Below are 16248 nucleotides of genomic sequence, written 5' to 3'. Positions count from 1 at the left end.
TACCTGCTGGTGGCGGGCATTCCGGTACAGATTAAATAGTCTATGATGCACTTCAACATCCCACCCATCCCCCAAGAATGGCTGGCCCAGGCTCGAGCCCACCAGGATCAGCTCACCAAGCCGCCGGGCTCGCTGGGGTATCTGGAGGAACTGGGGGTTCGCCTGGCCGCCATCCAGCAGACCCTGCGGCCCACGCTGGGCAAGGGCGCCGTGATCGTCTGCGCCGCCGACCACGGGGTGGCCGCCGAGGGCGTCTCGGCCTACCCATCCGAGGTGACCGCCCAGATGCTCCTGAACTTTCGGGCGGGGGGCGCGGCCATCAATCAAATTGCTCGAGCCGCCGACGCCCAGGTTTACGTGCTCGACGTGGGCATCAACTCCCCCGTTCCGTCGCCGGAGCGGGTGCGGTCGGGCACCGGCAACATCGCCCAGGAGGCTGCCATGACCCGCGCCGAAGCCGAGCAGGCCATCCGGGTCGGGGCCGAGGCCGCCCGCCGGGCCATCGCCGAGGGCGCTACCCTCCTGGCCGCCGGCGATATGGGCATCGGCAATACCACCGCTGCGGCAGCCCTCACCGCGGCCTTGCTGGGTCTGGAGGCTGAGGCGGTGACCGGGCGCGGTACGGGGGTGGACGAGGCCCGCTACCAGCAAAAGGTGCAGGTCGTCCGCAGGGCGCTGCAGCGAGCTCAGTCCCGCCTGGGCGACCTTACTCAAGCCGGGCCGCTCGAGCTGCTCACAGAGCTGGGGGGGCTGGAAATTGCGGCGATAGCGGGGGTGTTTCTGGCCGGGGCCGAGGCCGGCCTGCCGTTGGTCACCGACGGCTTCCCGGTAACCGCCGGGGCTTTGCTGGCCTGCCGCATCGAGCCGAACGTGCGCGAATATCTTTTCGCCGGACACCGCTCGCTGGAGCCGGGGCACAGAAGGCAGTTGGAGGCGCTGGGGCTAAGGCCCATCCTCGAGCTGGACATGCGCCTGGGTGAGGGCACCGGGGCGGTTTTGAGCTTTCCCATCCTGCGGGCGGCGGCTTCGGTAATGGCAGGGATGGCTACCTTTGCCCAGGCCGGGGTGTCGCAAACTACGGCGCCATAGTCAAAGGCTGGGTCGGTCAGCGACGCCTCTCTTTTCGATCCGAAGGCCCAGTAAGCAGATTGAGTCCGAAGCTGATCACCGAGAGCAAGACGGCTCCAATCAAAGCCCCACCAAACCCCCGCACCTCCAGCGGGGTCAGGCTCGCCACAATCAATAAAATCACGGCGTTGACCACCAGGGTAAACAGACCCAGGGTCAGGATATTGAAGGGCAGGGTAAGCAACAACAACACCGGTTTGAGCAAGGCGTTGGCCAGGCCAAATACCAGCCCGGCTAGGAGATAATCACCCAGACTGCTGCCCCTGGCGAAAAAGAGACCGCCATAGAGCTGGGTTACGATCCACAGGGCCAATGTGTTGAGTAGCAACCGCAGCAAGAAACCGCGCATAGCCCAGGGTACACCGCCTGGGCCTGTCCGGATAGCCGAAGCCCCTGGCACAGCTTGGCTTCAGCGAAGCAAGAGATAAGCTCACCGTCGAGGAAAGCGGAAGGCCAGCAGGATAAACAGCACTCCCAAAGCAGCGCTCAGGATGGCCCAGGGGATGCGGTTCTGGATGGCCCGCGTGGGGTGCAGCACACCGCTTTGGTAGGCCTGGTGCTGGTTTTGTGCGAGCACGTCTACGGCGGCGGGGGCGTCTGCTGGCCCATCGATCGTCCAGGTACCCCCACCGGGGCGCACCGGGCGAAAGTGCCAGGGCGTGAAGGGGTCGTAGAGCCCCACCGCCACGTAGTAGGCGTAGTCCCCTGGGGGCAGGTTGGGGGAAAGCTCGAGCCAGTCTCCATTCTTCGCAACCGGAACGGCCTGCACACTGCCATCGGGTCGGTGCTCTTCGGCTTTCCAGCCGGTTAGCAAATAGGCCCAGTTCCACCCCTGCCCTGGGGGGGTTTTGAAGCCGGCTCCCGGGAGTTCTTCCTGGCCGCCGGGCTCGGTATGGATATAGATGCCGATGCTAGCCAGCGAAAAGCCGTTAGGGGCGTTGCCAGGGTTTGGATAGCGGTGGAGCCTGACCCGGAGTACCACCTTTTCCCCTTTGCGAAGGGCTTCAAAACCGGTCAGGTCGGCAAAGCCGGCCTCGGCAAACAGGGCCGCTCGAGGATAGGCATAGCCCAGGCCATAGTCGTCACCTACAGGGTCGGAGAAGAGAAGGGGGATCATGGCGGATGGGTTTCCCTGCAATACCCAACAATGCCACGGTGGTATATGTGTGAATACAGGTAACAGGTGAGCCAGAGCTGCCCACGAGCCCACACCCTACCCTGTCTGCGGCCCCATATCAAGGGGATGTTTTAGCCTAGCACAGGTTTATTAGGGCTTTGACCAAGCGTTTGGGGTCGTGCTGGGCAAAGCCGGGCTCCAAAAAATCGTCGGCCACAATCTGTACCCCCAGCCCCTCGAAACGTTTGGGGTTGAAGTGTACCGGCATCTGGCCCTCGGCCCGGTAGCGTTTGAGCAAATCGTCTGGGATGTGAGCATTATTGACCAGTACCACATTGGGCCTGCGGCCCAGGTGCTGCTCGACCGCGTGAAAATGGTCGTAGGCATCCATGCCCTCGGTCTCGCCGCGCTCGCTCATGATGTTGACAATGTAGACCAGCTTGGCCGGAGACTGCTGAATAGCGATCTGGATGCCCTTGGGCAAAAAACTGGGAATCACACTGGAATAGAGGCTGCCCGGCCCCAGCACAATCAAATCGGCTTTTTGCAGGGCGGTGATGGCCTCGGGCATGGCGGCTACCCCAATAGGGGCCAACCCCACCCTGCGAATCCGGCCGGGTTGTTCGCGCAGGGCGGTCTCCCCCTGCACCCGCGAGCCATCCTCGCGTTCGGCCCAGAGCCGGGCCGCTTCGTAGGTAGCGGGCCATACCGCGCCGCGCAGGCGCAGCACCTGGTTGGCCTGACGCATAGCTTTGGCGAAGTCGTTGTTGAGTTCGGACAGCGAGACCAGCATCAGGTTGCCAAAGGTATGGCCTTTGAGCTCCTCCCCACGCTGGAAGCGGTACTCCATTAGGTCGGGAAGACCCTCGGCATCCGATAAGGCTGCCAGGCAGTCCACCAGGTCGCCCACCGCCGGAACCCCAAACGAGACCCGCAGGCGCCCGGTGGAGCCGCCGTCGTCGGTGACTGCTACCACGGCGGTAATGTTGGCGGTTTCCATCTTGAGGCCCCGCAGCACGCGCGAAAGCCCGGTGCCCCCGCCCAGGGCCACAATGCGGGGGCCGGCCTCGAGCCTCCGGCGTATGTACACCTGCTTGGAGACCGAGCTGGGGTCGGTGATGGCCGAGAGCATGCTGCGGTTCATCCAGCGCAAGCCCATCAAAAACAGCACCAGGCCACCCAGCAGCCAAAGCCCCCCGGAGATCCACAGCGGGATGGAAAAGTAGCCGGCCCAGCGGGTGGTCTGCAAGAACCAGGGTAGGAGCGAGGTTTGCCACGAGAGGTGCACCACCCCGGTAAACATGCATAGCATGCCCAGGGCAGCCAAAAACGCATACCGCTTGACCCGCATGCCCGGCAGCAGCCAGCGCAACGAGCTAAGGAAGCGGTCGTCGGCGGGGTTGGCCCGCAGGCCCTGGGCGAGCCTTTGCAGGTTGGGGCGTTTGGCCTTGTTCCAGATCATAGGGGCCGGTCTCCCTCAAGCCGAGAGGGCTTTTTCCAGGTCGCGGTGCTCGAGCTCCACCCGAAAGCGACTCGAGAGCTCCTGGGCCAGGCGTTCGGCCACCGCCACGCTGCGGTGCTGACCCCCCGTACAGCCGATGGCTACCGTATACGCAGCCCGCCCGGTCTGGCGAGCGCCTTCTGCCGAAAGCCCGATGGTGGCCAGCAGGGCACGGTAGAGGGGCTCGTTCTTTTTATCGGCAAACACATACCCGGCCACCTCGGGGTCGGTGCCGGGGCGGGCTTTGAGCACCGGGTCGTAGTGGGGGTTGGGCAGCGAGCGTACGTCCAGCACCAGGTCGGCGTCCTGCGGGGGGCCCCACTTGAAGCCGAAGGAAAAAATCCGCAGCAAAAACCCCTCCTCTTCGCCCAGGGCGGCCTCGAGGGCTTCCTTGAGCTGGCGGGGGGAACGCTCGGAGGTATCAATCACCAGGTCGGCCCGGTCGCGCAGGGGGGCCAAAGCCAGACGCTCTTCCTCAATCTCGCGCAGCAGGTTGCCCATGCCCAGCGGGTGTAGGCGGCGCGACAGGTTGTAGCGCTTGAGCAGGATGTCCGACTTGGCCTCCAAAAAGATGATGAAGGGCTTGAGCTGGCTCAGTACGGTATCCACCTCGTCGAGCAGGTTGCGGGCTCGGATGTCCAGCACCACCACCACCTTGTGGATGCCCCGGGCCTCCACGGTTTGCAGCAGGTCTGCCCAGAGCTGGGGCGGGAGGTTGTCTACCGAAAAATAGCCCAGGTCTTCTAGGGCCATCCGGGCCGAAGTCAGGCCGGCCCCGCTTTGTCCACTGAGCACCACAAACCGCATTAATTCACCCCAACCTACCCACTGGTAGTACGCATTCAAGTATATCGGCGGCTTTTGTACGCCAAGGGTCAACAGCTTCAGTACGGTGCTTACCGAATCTCCAGCAGCTCCACGTCGAAAACCAGGGCCGAGTTGGGGGGAATATCGGGGCTGGGGCTGCGCTCGCCATAGGCCAGATTGGCCGGAATAATCAGGCGGCGCTGACCGCCGACCCGCATGCCCACAATGCCCGAATCCCAGCCGGGAATCACCTCACCCGCCCCCAGGGTGAACTCGAAGGGGGTGCGGCCCGGCTGGCAGGAGGTGTCGAACTGCTTGCCATCTACCAGCCGCCCGATGTACTGCACCCGCACGGTGTTGGAGGTGATGGCCTGGGGGCCGTTGCCTTCCTTGAGGTCTTCGATGCGGAGGGCGGTGACGCCCTCGTTGGTAAGGCCGGTAGCGGCAGGGGGTTGGTTGGCGCAGAGTGTGCCGCTGTCTGCGCTGGTCTGGCTGCCTGGGCGTTGCCCAAACAGAAAATAGGCCCCCATACCCAACAAAGCCAGCACGATAACCACTATGACGATGACGTTTCGGTTCATATCGCTGCCCATTGTATGGCTTTTGCCCAGCGCGATGACTGGCTCAGGCGGGTTGCTTCAGCGCGAGCTGGCCACAGGCCGCCCCCACGTCGCGCCCCCGGCTCCAGCGCACCGAGGTGGGGATGCCCTGCTGCTCCAGAATGGCAGCGAACTTCAGGATTTGCGCCCTGGGGGTGCCCTGATGCGGGGCCCCCTCCCAGGGGTTCCAGGGAATCAGGTTCATGTGGACGCTAATGCCCTTGAAGTGCTGGGCCAGGGCCCGGGCCTGCCAGTCGTGGTCGTTGATGCCCTTGAGCAGGGTGTACTCCAGGGTGATGCGGCGGCCCGTCTGGGCGTAGTAGTGCCGCACAGCTTCCATAATTTCGGCGATGCTGTAGCGGTGGGCGGTGGGGATGATTTGCTGGCGGGTTTCGTCGTCGGGGGCGTGGAGCGAGAGGGCCAGGCGCACCTCGAGCCCCCACTCGGCCATTTTGTAGATGCCCCGGGGAATCCCTACGGTCGAAAGGGTAACACGGCGCGGGCTCATGGCCAGCCCCTCGGGGTGTAGCATGCGCTCGAGGGCCGCAAACACGTTATCTACGTTCAGGAGCGGCTCGCCCATGCCCATCAGCACCACGTTGCGAATCTCGCGGGGGGTGTGCCCCTGATGGTGGGCGGTAAACAGAATCTGATCCAGAATCTCGGCGGCGGTCAGGTTGCGCCCAAAGCCCATCCGGCCGGTAGCGCAAAAGGTACAGCCCGCCGGGCAGCCCACCATGCTGGAGATGCAGATGGTTTTACGGTTCAGATAGGGCATGTACACGGCCTCGGTCTTCTGGCCGTCCAGCAGGGTGAACAGGTACTTGACCGAGCCGTCCTGGCTTGGGAAGGGGGTCACCTCGGCGAACTCCGAGATGCGGTACTGCTCGGCCCACTCGGCCCGCAGGGCCTTGGGCAGGTCGGTCATCTCCTCCCACTGCCGCGCCCCTTTAGCGTAGAGCCAGGCAGCCAGTTGCGCCCGGCGGTAGCCCTGGCCCGGAAGCTCTTCGATGGGCAGCGAAAGTAGGGGGGTTTGGTCTTGCGGCAAAGCCATAACGCTTTAGTATAGCGGGCGCGACTGCTTCAGAAGGTGGGCGGCTCGAGGTTCTCGGGCTTCCAATGCGCCGACCTCCTGACGGCTTTCCTGTCAGCCGCCCGTATACTGGGGCAAATGCGCGCTCACACCAACCCTTGGTATTTGGTGCTTTCCTCTTATTGGTTTGCCAGCAGCTTCAAGTGGTTTTTGATTCTACTCGTACTGTTACCGGCGCGGGTGGCAGAGCTGGTACCCGAACCCGAGCGGGCTACCCGCCTGGGGCTGCTGTTTGCCTTGGGGGCGGTAATGGCTTTAATCGGGCCGCCCATCTGGGGCTACATCTCTGACCGGGTGGGCCGCCGAATGCCATTTTTGGCAATAGGAACTATCCTGACAGCAGGCTCGCTGGTCTGGATGGCCTATGCAGGCAGTTACTGGCAGCTGGTGGTGGCCTATTTGCTGCTGCAACTGGCCGACGACATGGCTACCGGCCCCTACTCGGCCCTGATCCCCGACCTCACGGCCCGACGCGAGCGAGGGGTGGCCTCGGGCTGGCTGGGTGCGCTCCAGGTAGGGGGTCAGGTGGCGGCGGGGGCGGTGGGCTTCCTGCTGGCCAACCTACAGTGGCAGTTTTTGTTGATTGCCCTGCTCAACCTGGCCGCAGCCGGCATGATTCTGAGCCTGATCCGCGAGGTGCCGGGCTTGAGGCCCCAGCGCCGGGGGCTGTGGGAGAGCATGATAGCCCCCTGGCGCAGCGCCGATTTTCGCTGGGTCTGGCTCACCCGCTTTTTGGTGATGTTGGCCCAGTACGTGGTGCAAACCTATTTGCAGTACTATCTGGCCGATGTGGTACAAACCTTCCAGACCTTCGGTCAAACCCTAGCGACCGAAGCCTTTCAGGCGGTGGCCCTGCTGGGCCTGCTCATCTCCATTGGAGCGGCGGTGTCTGCGGTTCCGGCCGGGCGTTTGTCTGACCGGCATGGCCGTAAACCCCTCATCTACGTAGCCGGGGTGGGGCTGGCGGTGCTGATGCTGCCGATCCTGCTACTGCCCCGCTACGACGTGCTGATGGTGCTGGCTTTGGTGTTTGGGGTGCTGTATGGGGCCTACCTGGCAGTGGACTGGGCCCTGGTCTCCGATGTGCTGCCCAACCCCCAGGCCCATGCCACCGATATGGGTATCTGGCAGACCTCCATCGTACTGCCGCAGGTTTTAGCGGGCGGATTTGGGGCCATGCTCGATGCCTTCAACCGCCAAAGCCCCGGTCTGGGTTATACGGTACTGTTCTTGATAGCGGCGGTTTGCTTTGTACTGGGCACCATCCTGGTTCGCCAGATCCGCTCGGTGCGCTAAACCCCAGGATTCGGATCAATGATTTTACTTGACAACCCAGGGGAGCTTAGCCATAGTTAGGAATGCGCTGTCCTGGAGGGATGGCTGAGTGGTTGAAAGCGGCGGTCTTGAAAACCGTTGTAGACGCAAGTCTACCGGGGGTTCGAATCCCTCTCCCTCCGCCAGGCTATTTCATTTACCGGATTTTGTGCTAAAGTATCGGTTGCGGTTTTAGGGACAGCCCCCAAAACCGAACAGTTGGATGGAGGGGTGGCCGAGTGGCTGAAGGCGGCGGTTTGCTAAACCGTTATAGGGAACGAAAGTCCCTATCGGGGGTTCGAATCCCCCCTCCTCCGCCAGAATAGAGCAGTACAAAGAAAGCTGTGGCAAGGGTTGGGGCCAAGACCCCAGCTTTTTGCTTGGAGGCCTGGGTTTTTACATCTGATACGCATTTCGCCAATATCGTTCACTTTTGAAAGCCTAAATGATACTACCGAAATGCTTTTCTACTCCCTTCGGTCGGCTTGAATCCTTCACCTTTGACTGCGCTCCACGGTGAAGAACTCAAGCGGAAACGGTATGAAACGCCGACTTGGCCTATGCTATTACAATATGAACAACACTCTACTAGCCCGTTTTGAGCTTTCGCTGGCTGGTTTGCCCCAAATTCTGGGCCAGGCTACCTCTGAACAACTGCGCCAGCGCAGCCTGCCCGACAAATGGTCGGCCCACGAGAACTTTGCCCACCTGGCCCACTTCACCCTGGTCACCCAGGACCGCATGGCCCGCATCCTGCAGGAAGAAACCCCCCTGATTGAGCGGCTGAAGCCCGATACCGAACCGGCCTTTTTGCTGCTGGTGGAGCGTTCTCCTGAGGAGGTGTTGAACCAGCTCAAAGAACTGCGGGCCCAGCTTAACCAGCAGGTAGCGGCCCTGAGCGAGGCCCAGCTCGAGCGCATTGGCATCCACAGCGCAGCCGGGCCCATGCTGCTACGGGAGTGGCTCGAGCTCTTCTTGGTGCACGAAGCCCATCACCTCTACCTGGCTTTCTGGCGCATCCGCGAGGTGCTGCAGATGGCTCGCTGAGTCTAGTGCACCCCCGCCTCGGTGATGGCTGCCGCCGAGTTCTTGGCAAAACGCACATTGCCCCTAAACTCGGTCAGGTTGGTGGCGTTCACATAGGTCATGGCGCTCTGCAGGCCTTCGCGCAGGCGGGCGATGGCCTCCTGGGCGGTGTGGTGGAAGGCCCGCAGGGTTTGCGAGGAGCCCTCGATGAAGTTGCGCTTCTCGGTTACCAGCATGGAGGCCATGCCGTAGAGCAGAACGCCCTCGAGCTGCCCGTCTTTCTTGATGAGCACCTCGTCCTCGAAGCTGCCGGAGGCAAAGAACTTGCCCATCATCACCCCGTCGCTGTAGGCCAGGGCCTTCACAAAGTCGCCCGAGCTGTTGACCCCGCCGTCGGCGATAATCTGCACGTCGCTGTACCCCACCACCGACTGGAACCGGCGAACCTCCTCCAGCAGCGAGAGCTGGCCCACCCCCACCCCGGTGTTGATGCGGGTGGTGCAGACCGAGCCCGGCCCCACCCCCACCTTGAGGATGAAGTGGCGGAAGCCCGAGAGCTTCATCAGCCAGTAGGCGTAGGCGAAGCCCTCGATGGAGCCCACATTGCCCAGAATCACCCCGCTATCAATGCCCAGCCCGCGAATCTTGGCCAGCACCGGCAGCACCGCCGCGTTGGCCCCGTGGGCGATGTCAATCGAGGCGAAAATCAGGTTGGGCTGGGCGAAGAGCTCGGCCAGAAACTCCTCTTTCTCGTTCGTGCCCAAAGCAGCCCCCACCAGGGCCGGAGCGCTGGCCTGCACGTCCCGGAGGCGCTCCTCGTCGGAAAGCCCCACCCTGGGCAGAATGTGCACCCCCCCGTTGCCCCCGTCCCACACGTCGCGGGCAAAACGGCTGCGCATCATGCTCATGGAAGCCCCAAAGGCCGGGAAAATCTCGATGGTGCCTTTGGTGGTGTAAAAAAGCTGGCGCACCTCCACCTGGCGGCGCGAGACCGGCTGGGTCAGAAAGGTGGGGATGATGGTTTTGTCGGCGAAGGTGTAGTAGGTTTCAAAACGCTCGTAGGGGTAGCGGGCCAGGTCGGCCTGGGTTTTTTCCAGAGCTTCCTGGGCGATGCCATCAAAAATTCCGTAGTTCACGGGCCAAAATTGTACTAAAGCCTGGACGGGGGGTCTACTACGCCTGCTACAGTGGGCCGGCTTTACAAGAGGTGATACCCTTTCCGCTTGAATCCTTCAGCGTTGGACGCAGTCAGAGGTGAAGGATTCAAGCCGACCGAAGGGAGTAGAAAAGCATTTCGGTAGTATCGTTTAGGCTTGTCAAAGTGAACGATACTACCGAAATGCGTATGATGTCTGGCTCGAGGCCATTTCCCTTCGCTCGAGCTACCCACTAACCCCGGCGTTTCGTTTTGAAATGACTGGTGGGGTTTGCCTAGCGGGGCATCTTTTTTTATGCTGAGTTAGTTTGAGAGGCCACGATGAAAACCGCCGAAATCCGCGAAAAATTTCTCCAGTTCTTCCAATCCAAGGGGCATTTACGCCTGCCGAGCTTTAGCGTGGTGCCCCAGGACGACCCTACCCTGCTCTTCATCAACGCGGGCATGACCCCCCTCAAGCCCTACTTTCTGGGCAAAAAGCCAGTTTTCCCTGGCTACGAGGGCGAGTGGTACCGGGTGACCACCTGCCAGAAATGCGTGCGCACCGGCGATATCGAGAACGTGGGGCACACCAACCGCCACCAGACCGTTTTCGAGATGCTGGGCAACTTCAGCTTTGGCGACTACTTCAAAAAAGAGGCCATCGAGTGGGCCTGGGAGTTCCTGACCGACCCCAAGTGGCTGGGTCTGGATCCGGCGCGCATTTACGTGACCATCTACAAAGACGACGACGAAGCCTTTGAGCACTGGACGCGGGTGGGCGTACCCCCCGAGAAAATTCACCGCTTCGACGCCGACGAGAATTTCTGGCCGCAGAACGCCCCCACCAAAGGCCCCAACGGGCCGTGTGGGCCCTGCAGCGAGATCTACTACGACCGGGGGCCGGCTTTTGGTTCGGATACCTGGGCCGACTACTACCAGACCCGCGAGTCCAACCGCTTTGTGGAGCTCTGGAACCTGGTATTTCCACAGTACGACCGCAAGGACGGCGGTGTGCTGGAGCCCCTCCCCAAGCCCAACATTGATACCGGTATGGGCCTTGCGCGCGTGGCTATGGTGCTGCAAGACGTGACCGACTTCTACGAGACCGACGAGTTCCAGCCCCTGATTGCCAAAATTGTAGAGCTGACCGGTATCAGTTACGAAGGCCCCAGCTCGGTGGCCCACCGGGTGATTGCCGAGCATGCCCGCGCCGTGACCTTTATCCTCTCCGATGGGGTGCACTTCTCCAATACCGGGCGCGGCTACGTGGTGCGCCGCTTGCTGCGCCGGGCGGTGCGTTTTGGCTATTTGCTGGGCCTGCGCGAGCCCTTCATGTACAGGCTGGCCGAGGTGGTGGCCCAGGTGATGGGCGGGGTCTACCCCGAGCTAAAGGAGAACCTCGAGGGCGTACAGAAACAAATCAAAATTGAAGAAGAGCAGTTCTTGCGCACGCTCGAGAGCGGTATCAAGCGCCTGGACGCGATGCTGGCCAACCTCAAGCCGGGCGATACCCTGGCGGGCCGGGATGCCTTTACCCTCTACGACACCTACGGCTTCCCGCTCGACTTAACCATCGAAATTGCCGGGGAGCACGGGGTTCAGGTGGACACCGAAGGCTTCGAGCAAGCCCTGGAGGAACAGCAGGAGCGGGCTCGAGCCGCCGCCGCTTTCAGCAAGGAGCTTTTCAAGAAGTCCAACGAGGCCCTTTCGGCCCTGGCCGCCGACTACGGGGGCACCAAGTTTGTGGGCTACGAGAGCCTCGAGGCCCAGGCCCAGGTCAAGCTGCTACTGGTGGGCGAGCAAACCATCGAGGAAGCACCGGCTGGCACCGAGGTGCAGGTGGTGCTGGACAGAACCCCCTTTTACGCCGAAGGGGGCGGCCAGGTGGGGGATGCGGGCGTGCTGGAATGGGAAGGGGGCTGGGCCAGGGTCTCGACCACCCAGAAAAACCCCGATGGCATCTTTTTGCATATCGCGCGGGTGGAGGAAGGCATCCTTAAGGCGGGCTCGACGGTGCGGGCTTTGGTGGATCTGCACCGGCGCGATACCGAGAAAAACCACACCGCCACCCACCTGCTGCACGCTGCCTTGCGGGCGGTGCTGGGCCCCCACGTGCAGCAAAAAGGCAGCTATGTGGGGCCGGATCGGCTGCGCTTCGACTTCAGTCAGTTTGAGCCGATTGCCCCCAGGGATCTGGTCCGGGTCGAGCTGCTGGTGAACCGCTGGATTCAGGCCGACTTCCCGGTGAGCTATACGTACAAGCCCCTGGAGGAAGCCCGCAAGGAAGGGGCCATGGCCCTGTTTGGCGAAAAATATGGCGACGTGGTGCGGGTGGTGAGCGTGGAAGGGGCCATCGACAACGTGACCTCCAAGGAACTCTGCGGTGGCTGCCACGTGCGGCGCACCGGCGAGATTGGGGCCTTTGTGATCGTGGCCGAGGAGTCGGTGGCGGCGGGGGTGCGGCGCATTGAGGCCCTGACCGGAACCGGGGCTACGCAGTACGTGCGCGAGATGCTGAACCGGCTGGGCGGCCTCTCCCGCGAGCTGGGTACGACCCCTGAGCACCTGCTTGAGCGGGTGAGCAAGCTCCAGGACGAACTCAAGGCCCGTGAGAAAGAGATCGAAAAACTGAAGCTGGATCTGGCTCGAGCCCAGCTTGGGGGCAGCGCGGCAGGCATCTCGCTCAAGGAAGCAAACGGCTACAGGTATCTGGCAGTCAAGCTCGAGGGTCTCGAGGCCGGGGCCTTGCGGGGTGCAGCCGACGAGCTGCTGGACAAGCACCAGGCCGACCTGGTGGCGGTGGGCTCGGGGCAGCACCTGGTGGTCAAGGTGGGCAAAAAGGCCCTGGACAGGGGGTTGGATGCTGGTGCGGTGATGAAGAAACTCTCGGCTGTCGCCGGCGGGCGCGGCGGCGGCAAGGGGGCCCTGGCCCAGGGCGGGGGCTTCGACCTGGACAAAGCCTTTGGGGCGCTCGAGCAGGTGTTGGAATAGTGTTTGGCCTCATGTGCACCCGATAGCTGGAGGAGATAATAGGGTAGATGCGGGTAGTGGCGCTGGACGTGGGAGAGGCCCGGATTGGCCTGGCGGTGGGCGAAACCGGTTCACCCTGGGCTTTTGGTCGGGGCTACCTGGTGCGCAAAAACCTCGAGGCCGACCTCGAGGCCCTGGCCGCGTTTGCCCAACGCGAGCAGGCCGAGCGCTTTGTGGTGGGGCTGCCCCTGCGCACCGACGGCCGGCCCAGCGCCCAGGCCGAGCGGGTGCTGGCCCTGGTGGAAGCCATGCGCCAGCGGGGTATGCAGGTCGAGCTGCTGGATGAGCGCTACACCACCAAACTGGGACAAAACCGCCTCAAAAATGCCCCCAAGCGCATTCGACAGGAGAAAGGTAAGCTGGACGAAGCCGCAGCCATCGCGCTGCTGGAATCCTATTTGGCGGGTGTATAAGCCAAGCCGTACCGAGCCGTGGAGCTTTTAGCATGGACGATTCGAACAAGCCAACCCCTCCCGATGGGCCTGTTGCAGCCCTCGACGACCCCCAAGAAAGGGGTAAGTCGCCCACCCGCTGGATTCTGCGGGGGGTGCTGTTCATGTTTGCCCTGGTGGCGGCGGTTTTTGGCTATGCCCTGTATTTGATGGGCCCCACCGGCACCACGGCCGAAATCCGCATTCCCAAAGGCAGCGGGGCCGCGGCGGTTGGTCGCATCCTCGAGCAGGCCGGACTGGTGCGTTCGGGCTCTATGTTTGCCCTGTATCTGCGCTTTTCCGGCCAGGATAAAGAACTCAAGCCTGGCTACTACAAGCTCGAGGGCAAGGGGTTGCGGGCCATTGCCCTGGCCATCACCGATGAGTCCCGCCCCCTCACCGTGCGCATCACCTTTCCGGAAGGCTGGCGGGCGGTGGATATGGCCCAGCGCCTGAGCGAAAACAACCTGGATGGCCCCAAATTCCTCGAGCTGGTCAACAACCCTCCCTCCGAGTTGCGCCCTGCTGAGGCCAAAGGCCCCACCCTCGAGGGCTACCTCTTTCCCGCTACCTACGACTTCCCCCTCGACTACACCGCCGAAGACGTCATTCGCACCATGACCCGCCGCATGGAGCAGGAGTTCACCCCTGCTGCCAAGGCCCGCCTGCAGCAGCTTGGCCTTCAAAGTATCCACGACTGGGTCACGCTGGCCTCCATTGTGCAAGCCGAAGCTGCCAATGCCAGCGAAAAGCCCTTGATTGCAGGGGTTTTCCTCAACCGCCTGGAAATTGGCATGCCCCTCCAGGCCGACCCCACCGTGGCCTACGGCCTGGGCAAGCGTCTGCCCGAACTCGATCGGGGCGCGGGCGACTTCGCCAAAGACACCCCCTACAACACCTATACCCGACGCGGCCTGCCTCCGGGCGCCATCGGCAACCCTGGCTCCGAGGCCTTGCAAGCGGTGCTTAACCCGGTGCGCACCAACGAAAAAGGCCAGAAGTACCTTTACTTCCTACACGCCCAGGGGCGCTTGTTTCTGAATGTAAGTTTCGACGGGCATCTGCGCGATACCGCGAAGTATTATCGCTAACTCTCTTCAAAAAAGTCCCTATCAACCCGCTTCACCTCATACCTGGCCGCTACCGTGACTCCAACGTTGTACTCGATCATGAAGTCTGCCAGGGTATTTCCATCAATTAGTACGATATTCCCGAGCGCCTTAGCTGTTTCAATCGCACTACTGGAAAAGTCCGAGGTGGTGATGATAACCCCTCGGCTTGCTCTTTGAAGGGCTAGGCTTCCGTGAAAGGTTCTGACAACTTCACTTGGGACGGTTCTTTCCCAACGCTTGGCTTGAATGTAAATATTGTCCAGGCCAAGCCGGTCTTGCTTGATGATGCCATCAATGCCATCATCCCCACTTCGCCCCACTGCCTTACCCGCATCTGCTACCGAACCGCCGTAACCCATTGCTACCAAAAGCTGAACCACAAGACGCTCAAAGAATGCAGGTGAGCACTGCTTGACACGTGCCAAAAGCTCCTGTGCTAGCTGTCTCCTCAAAACTAGATGCAGCTGCTCGAGCTGCTCATCCGGTGTTGTCTCGTTGCTAACCTCTTCTTCTGAGCTTGTTTCATCTACAGTGCGGCCTCTACGCTTAAACTCAACAAACCCAGGGAATTGCATAAGGTACTGGTTGTTGAGTTCAGTAATGCCCGACTGCAAAACTCTGCGACCTTCCGCAGTGATCTTGAATTGCCCTCTGCCAGGCGACTCCAGCAAACCTGCTTTTGTTAAGTAGGTTCTGGCCCATCCGACGCGGTTCTCATACCTACTTTGCCCACCACTGGGCAGCAATTCAGCCCGATCTTCTTTGCTTAGGTTGAACTTTCCGGCCAGCACCTCGTAGGCTTCCTCCATCGAGTGCGCTTCACCGTCTGCTGCCATCTCGAGCAATGGGTACATGAATCGCTGGTAGCTTGGAATTGGCATTTCATTACCATTCTACTTGCCCGATGAGACTTGCTTCGTCTGTTTCAGCCGCGAGAAAGCCCTGCCTGATACAGCACCACCCCCAGCGCCACCGCCGCGTTCAGGCTCTCGGCCCCTTCGGCCAGGGGGATTCTGGCCAGCTCGTCGCAGTGCTCTGCCACCAGGCGGCGCATACCCTCACCCTCGGAGCCAACCACAACAGCCAGCGGGCGTTGGTAGTCGAGCTCGGCTATGGTTTTGCTGGCCTTGCCGCTGGTGCCATAGACCCAGACCCCTTGCTGTTTGAGCTGCTCGAGGTAGCGGGCGATGTTCTTGACCTGCACCAAAGGGATCTTGCTGGCCGTACCCGCCGAAGCCTTCATCACCAGTGCAGATAGGGGTGCGCTGCGGCGTTCCTCGGTCACCACCCCATGCGCTCCCAAGGCAAAAGCACTGCGGATAATGGCCCCGTAGTTGCGTGGGTCGGTGATACCATCCAGCACCACCAGCAAAACCTGCTCGCCGCGTTTTTTCGCCACCAGGAAGGGGGCTTGGGGGTCGGCGTAGGTGGCCTCTTCGATTTCAGCTACCAGACCCTGGTGCTGGGTGGTGCGCACCATCTGATCGAGCTCGATGCGCGGCACCAGTTTGTACGAAGCCCCCAGCTTGTCAAGCTCCTTCAAGAGCCAGGTTTCCACGCCCTTGGCTACCCAAACCTGCCCCACCTGGCCTTCGCGCAGGGCTTCCAAAACCGGATTACGCCCATAGATCAGCATGGAAATAGTCTAATACCAGGCTTGCATAGACAGCTTTCCGGTTCTTTAGGGCGATACGCAAAAAGAACTCGGCAACCCACAAAAGACAACAAAACTATTCCAAACTCGCTTTTTCTGCCAGGACAGGTAAAAAATGGAGTGATACGCATTTCGGTAGTATCGTTCACTTTGACAAGCCTAAACGATACTACCGAAATGCTTTTCTACTCCCTTCGGTCGGCTTGAATCCTCCACCTCTGACTGCGCAGGGCGGTGAAGGATTCAAGCGGAAAGGGTATGAACCGCGATAACAGCTAACAAAAAACCCTCCCCAAGG

15 protein-coding genes and 2 tRNA genes are annotated in these 16248 nt (G+C 61.6%); 8 read left to right on the top strand and 9 right to left on the bottom strand.

Translation table 11 applies throughout. From position 1 onward, the window contains the following. Nucleotides 1–42 precede the first annotated feature (42 nt). Nucleotides 43–1089 carry a nicotinate-nucleotide--dimethylbenzimidazole phosphoribosyltransferase gene (gene cobT, locus Q0X18_RS13405; RefSeq protein ID WP_297563362.1) on the top strand — a complete coding sequence of 349 codons (1047 nt, stop codon included), beginning with the start codon at nucleotides 43–45 and terminating at the stop codon, nucleotides 1087–1089. 16 nt (nucleotides 1090–1105) lie between these two features. Here the strand turns inward: cobT and Q0X18_RS13400 are convergent, their stop codons facing one another. From Q0X18_RS13400 to rlmN, 6 genes are all read right to left on the bottom strand, one after another. Further along, on the bottom strand, nucleotides 1106–1477 hold the full coding sequence (locus Q0X18_RS13400) for a phage holin family protein (protein WP_297563360.1): 372 nt from the start codon (nucleotides 1475–1477) through the stop codon (nucleotides 1106–1108). Between the two features lie 81 nt (nucleotides 1478–1558). Further along, entirely contained in the window at nucleotides 1559–2245 is a 687-nt protein-coding gene (locus Q0X18_RS13395) for a glucodextranase DOMON-like domain-containing protein (RefSeq protein ID WP_297563358.1), read from the bottom strand. 136 nt (nucleotides 2246–2381) lie between these two features. After that, complete coding sequence (gene yvcK, locus Q0X18_RS13390) at nucleotides 2382–3707, bottom strand: uridine diphosphate-N-acetylglucosamine-binding protein YvcK (RefSeq protein WP_297563357.1); 1326 nt, start codon at nucleotides 3705–3707, stop codon at nucleotides 2382–2384. Nucleotides 3708–3722: 15 nt separating this feature from the next. Further along, nucleotides 3723–4553: an RNase adapter RapZ gene (gene rapZ / locus Q0X18_RS13385; protein WP_297563355.1), complete on the bottom strand. Its 831-nt coding sequence runs from the start codon at nucleotides 4551–4553 to the stop codon at nucleotides 3723–3725. A gap of 89 nt (nucleotides 4554–4642) precedes the next feature. Further along, on the bottom strand, nucleotides 4643–5134 hold the full coding sequence (locus Q0X18_RS13380) for an FKBP-type peptidyl-prolyl cis-trans isomerase (protein WP_297563354.1): 492 nt from the start codon (nucleotides 5132–5134) through the stop codon (nucleotides 4643–4645). 43 nt (nucleotides 5135–5177) lie between these two features. Then, entirely contained in the window at nucleotides 5178–6206 is a 1029-nt protein-coding gene (rlmN, locus tag Q0X18_RS13375) for a 23S rRNA (adenine(2503)-C(2))-methyltransferase RlmN (protein WP_297563348.1), read from the bottom strand. Nucleotides 6207–6323: 117 nt separating this feature from the next. Between rlmN and Q0X18_RS13370 the strand changes: the two genes are divergently transcribed. From Q0X18_RS13370 to Q0X18_RS13355, 4 genes are all read left to right on the top strand, one after another. After that, nucleotides 6324–7541, top strand: coding sequence for an MFS transporter (locus Q0X18_RS13370; protein WP_297563346.1), 1218 nt, complete (start codon nucleotides 6324–6326; stop codon nucleotides 7539–7541). Between the two features lie 74 nt (nucleotides 7542–7615). Continuing rightward, nucleotides 7616–7705 (top strand) — tRNA-Ser (locus Q0X18_RS13365). Nucleotides 7706–7784: 79 nt separating this feature from the next. Further along, nucleotides 7785–7879 (top strand) — tRNA-Ser (locus Q0X18_RS13360). A 253-nt stretch (nucleotides 7880–8132) separates the two neighbouring features. Further along, complete coding sequence (locus tag Q0X18_RS13355; protein WP_297563345.1) at nucleotides 8133–8606, top strand: DinB family protein; 474 nt, start codon at nucleotides 8133–8135, stop codon at nucleotides 8604–8606. A gap of 2 nt (nucleotides 8607–8608) precedes the next feature. On the opposite strand, the gene Q0X18_RS13350 is transcribed toward Q0X18_RS13355, so the two are convergent. Further along, nucleotides 8609–9721 (bottom strand): IMP dehydrogenase, encoded by a 1113-nt coding sequence (locus Q0X18_RS13350; RefSeq protein ID WP_297563344.1) that lies wholly within the window; start codon nucleotides 9719–9721, stop codon nucleotides 8609–8611. Between the two features lie 341 nt (nucleotides 9722–10062). On the opposite strand from Q0X18_RS13350, the gene alaS reads away from it, so the two are divergent. Genes alaS through mltG form a run of 3 tightly spaced genes read left to right on the top strand, consistent with a single transcriptional unit; the run spans nucleotide 10063 to nucleotide 14275 of the window. Further along, nucleotides 10063–12714 (top strand): alanine--tRNA ligase, encoded by a 2652-nt coding sequence (gene alaS / locus Q0X18_RS13345; RefSeq protein ID WP_297563343.1) that lies wholly within the window; start codon nucleotides 10063–10065, stop codon nucleotides 12712–12714. Nucleotides 12715–12761: 47 nt separating this feature from the next. Beyond that, complete coding sequence (gene ruvX / locus Q0X18_RS13340; RefSeq protein WP_297563342.1) at nucleotides 12762–13166, top strand: Holliday junction resolvase RuvX; 405 nt, start codon at nucleotides 12762–12764, stop codon at nucleotides 13164–13166. 32 nt (nucleotides 13167–13198) lie between these two features. Then, on the top strand, nucleotides 13199–14275 hold the full coding sequence (mltG, locus tag Q0X18_RS13335; RefSeq protein WP_297563341.1) for an endolytic transglycosylase MltG: 1077 nt from the start codon (nucleotides 13199–13201) through the stop codon (nucleotides 14273–14275). Here mltG and Q0X18_RS13330 read toward each other — a convergent pair. Both Q0X18_RS13330 and rlmB read right to left on the bottom strand, forming a co-directional pair. Next, nucleotides 14272–15177, bottom strand: coding sequence for a restriction endonuclease (locus Q0X18_RS13330; protein WP_297563338.1), 906 nt, complete (start codon nucleotides 15175–15177; stop codon nucleotides 14272–14274). The genes mltG and Q0X18_RS13330 overlap by 4 nt on opposite strands. A gap of 44 nt (nucleotides 15178–15221) precedes the next feature. Beyond that, nucleotides 15222–15932 carry a 23S rRNA (guanosine(2251)-2'-O)-methyltransferase RlmB gene (gene rlmB, locus Q0X18_RS13325; RefSeq protein WP_297563337.1) on the bottom strand — a complete coding sequence of 237 codons (711 nt, stop codon included), beginning with the start codon at nucleotides 15930–15932 and terminating at the stop codon, nucleotides 15222–15224. Between the last annotated feature and the right edge of the window lie 316 nt (nucleotides 15933–16248).

Origin of the sequence: Meiothermus sp. (assembly GCF_026004075.1) — a bacterium.
Classification (GTDB): Bacteria; Deinococcota; Deinococci; order Deinococcales; family Thermaceae; genus Meiothermus.
This window is presented reverse-complemented; position numbering and strand designations above follow the sequence as displayed.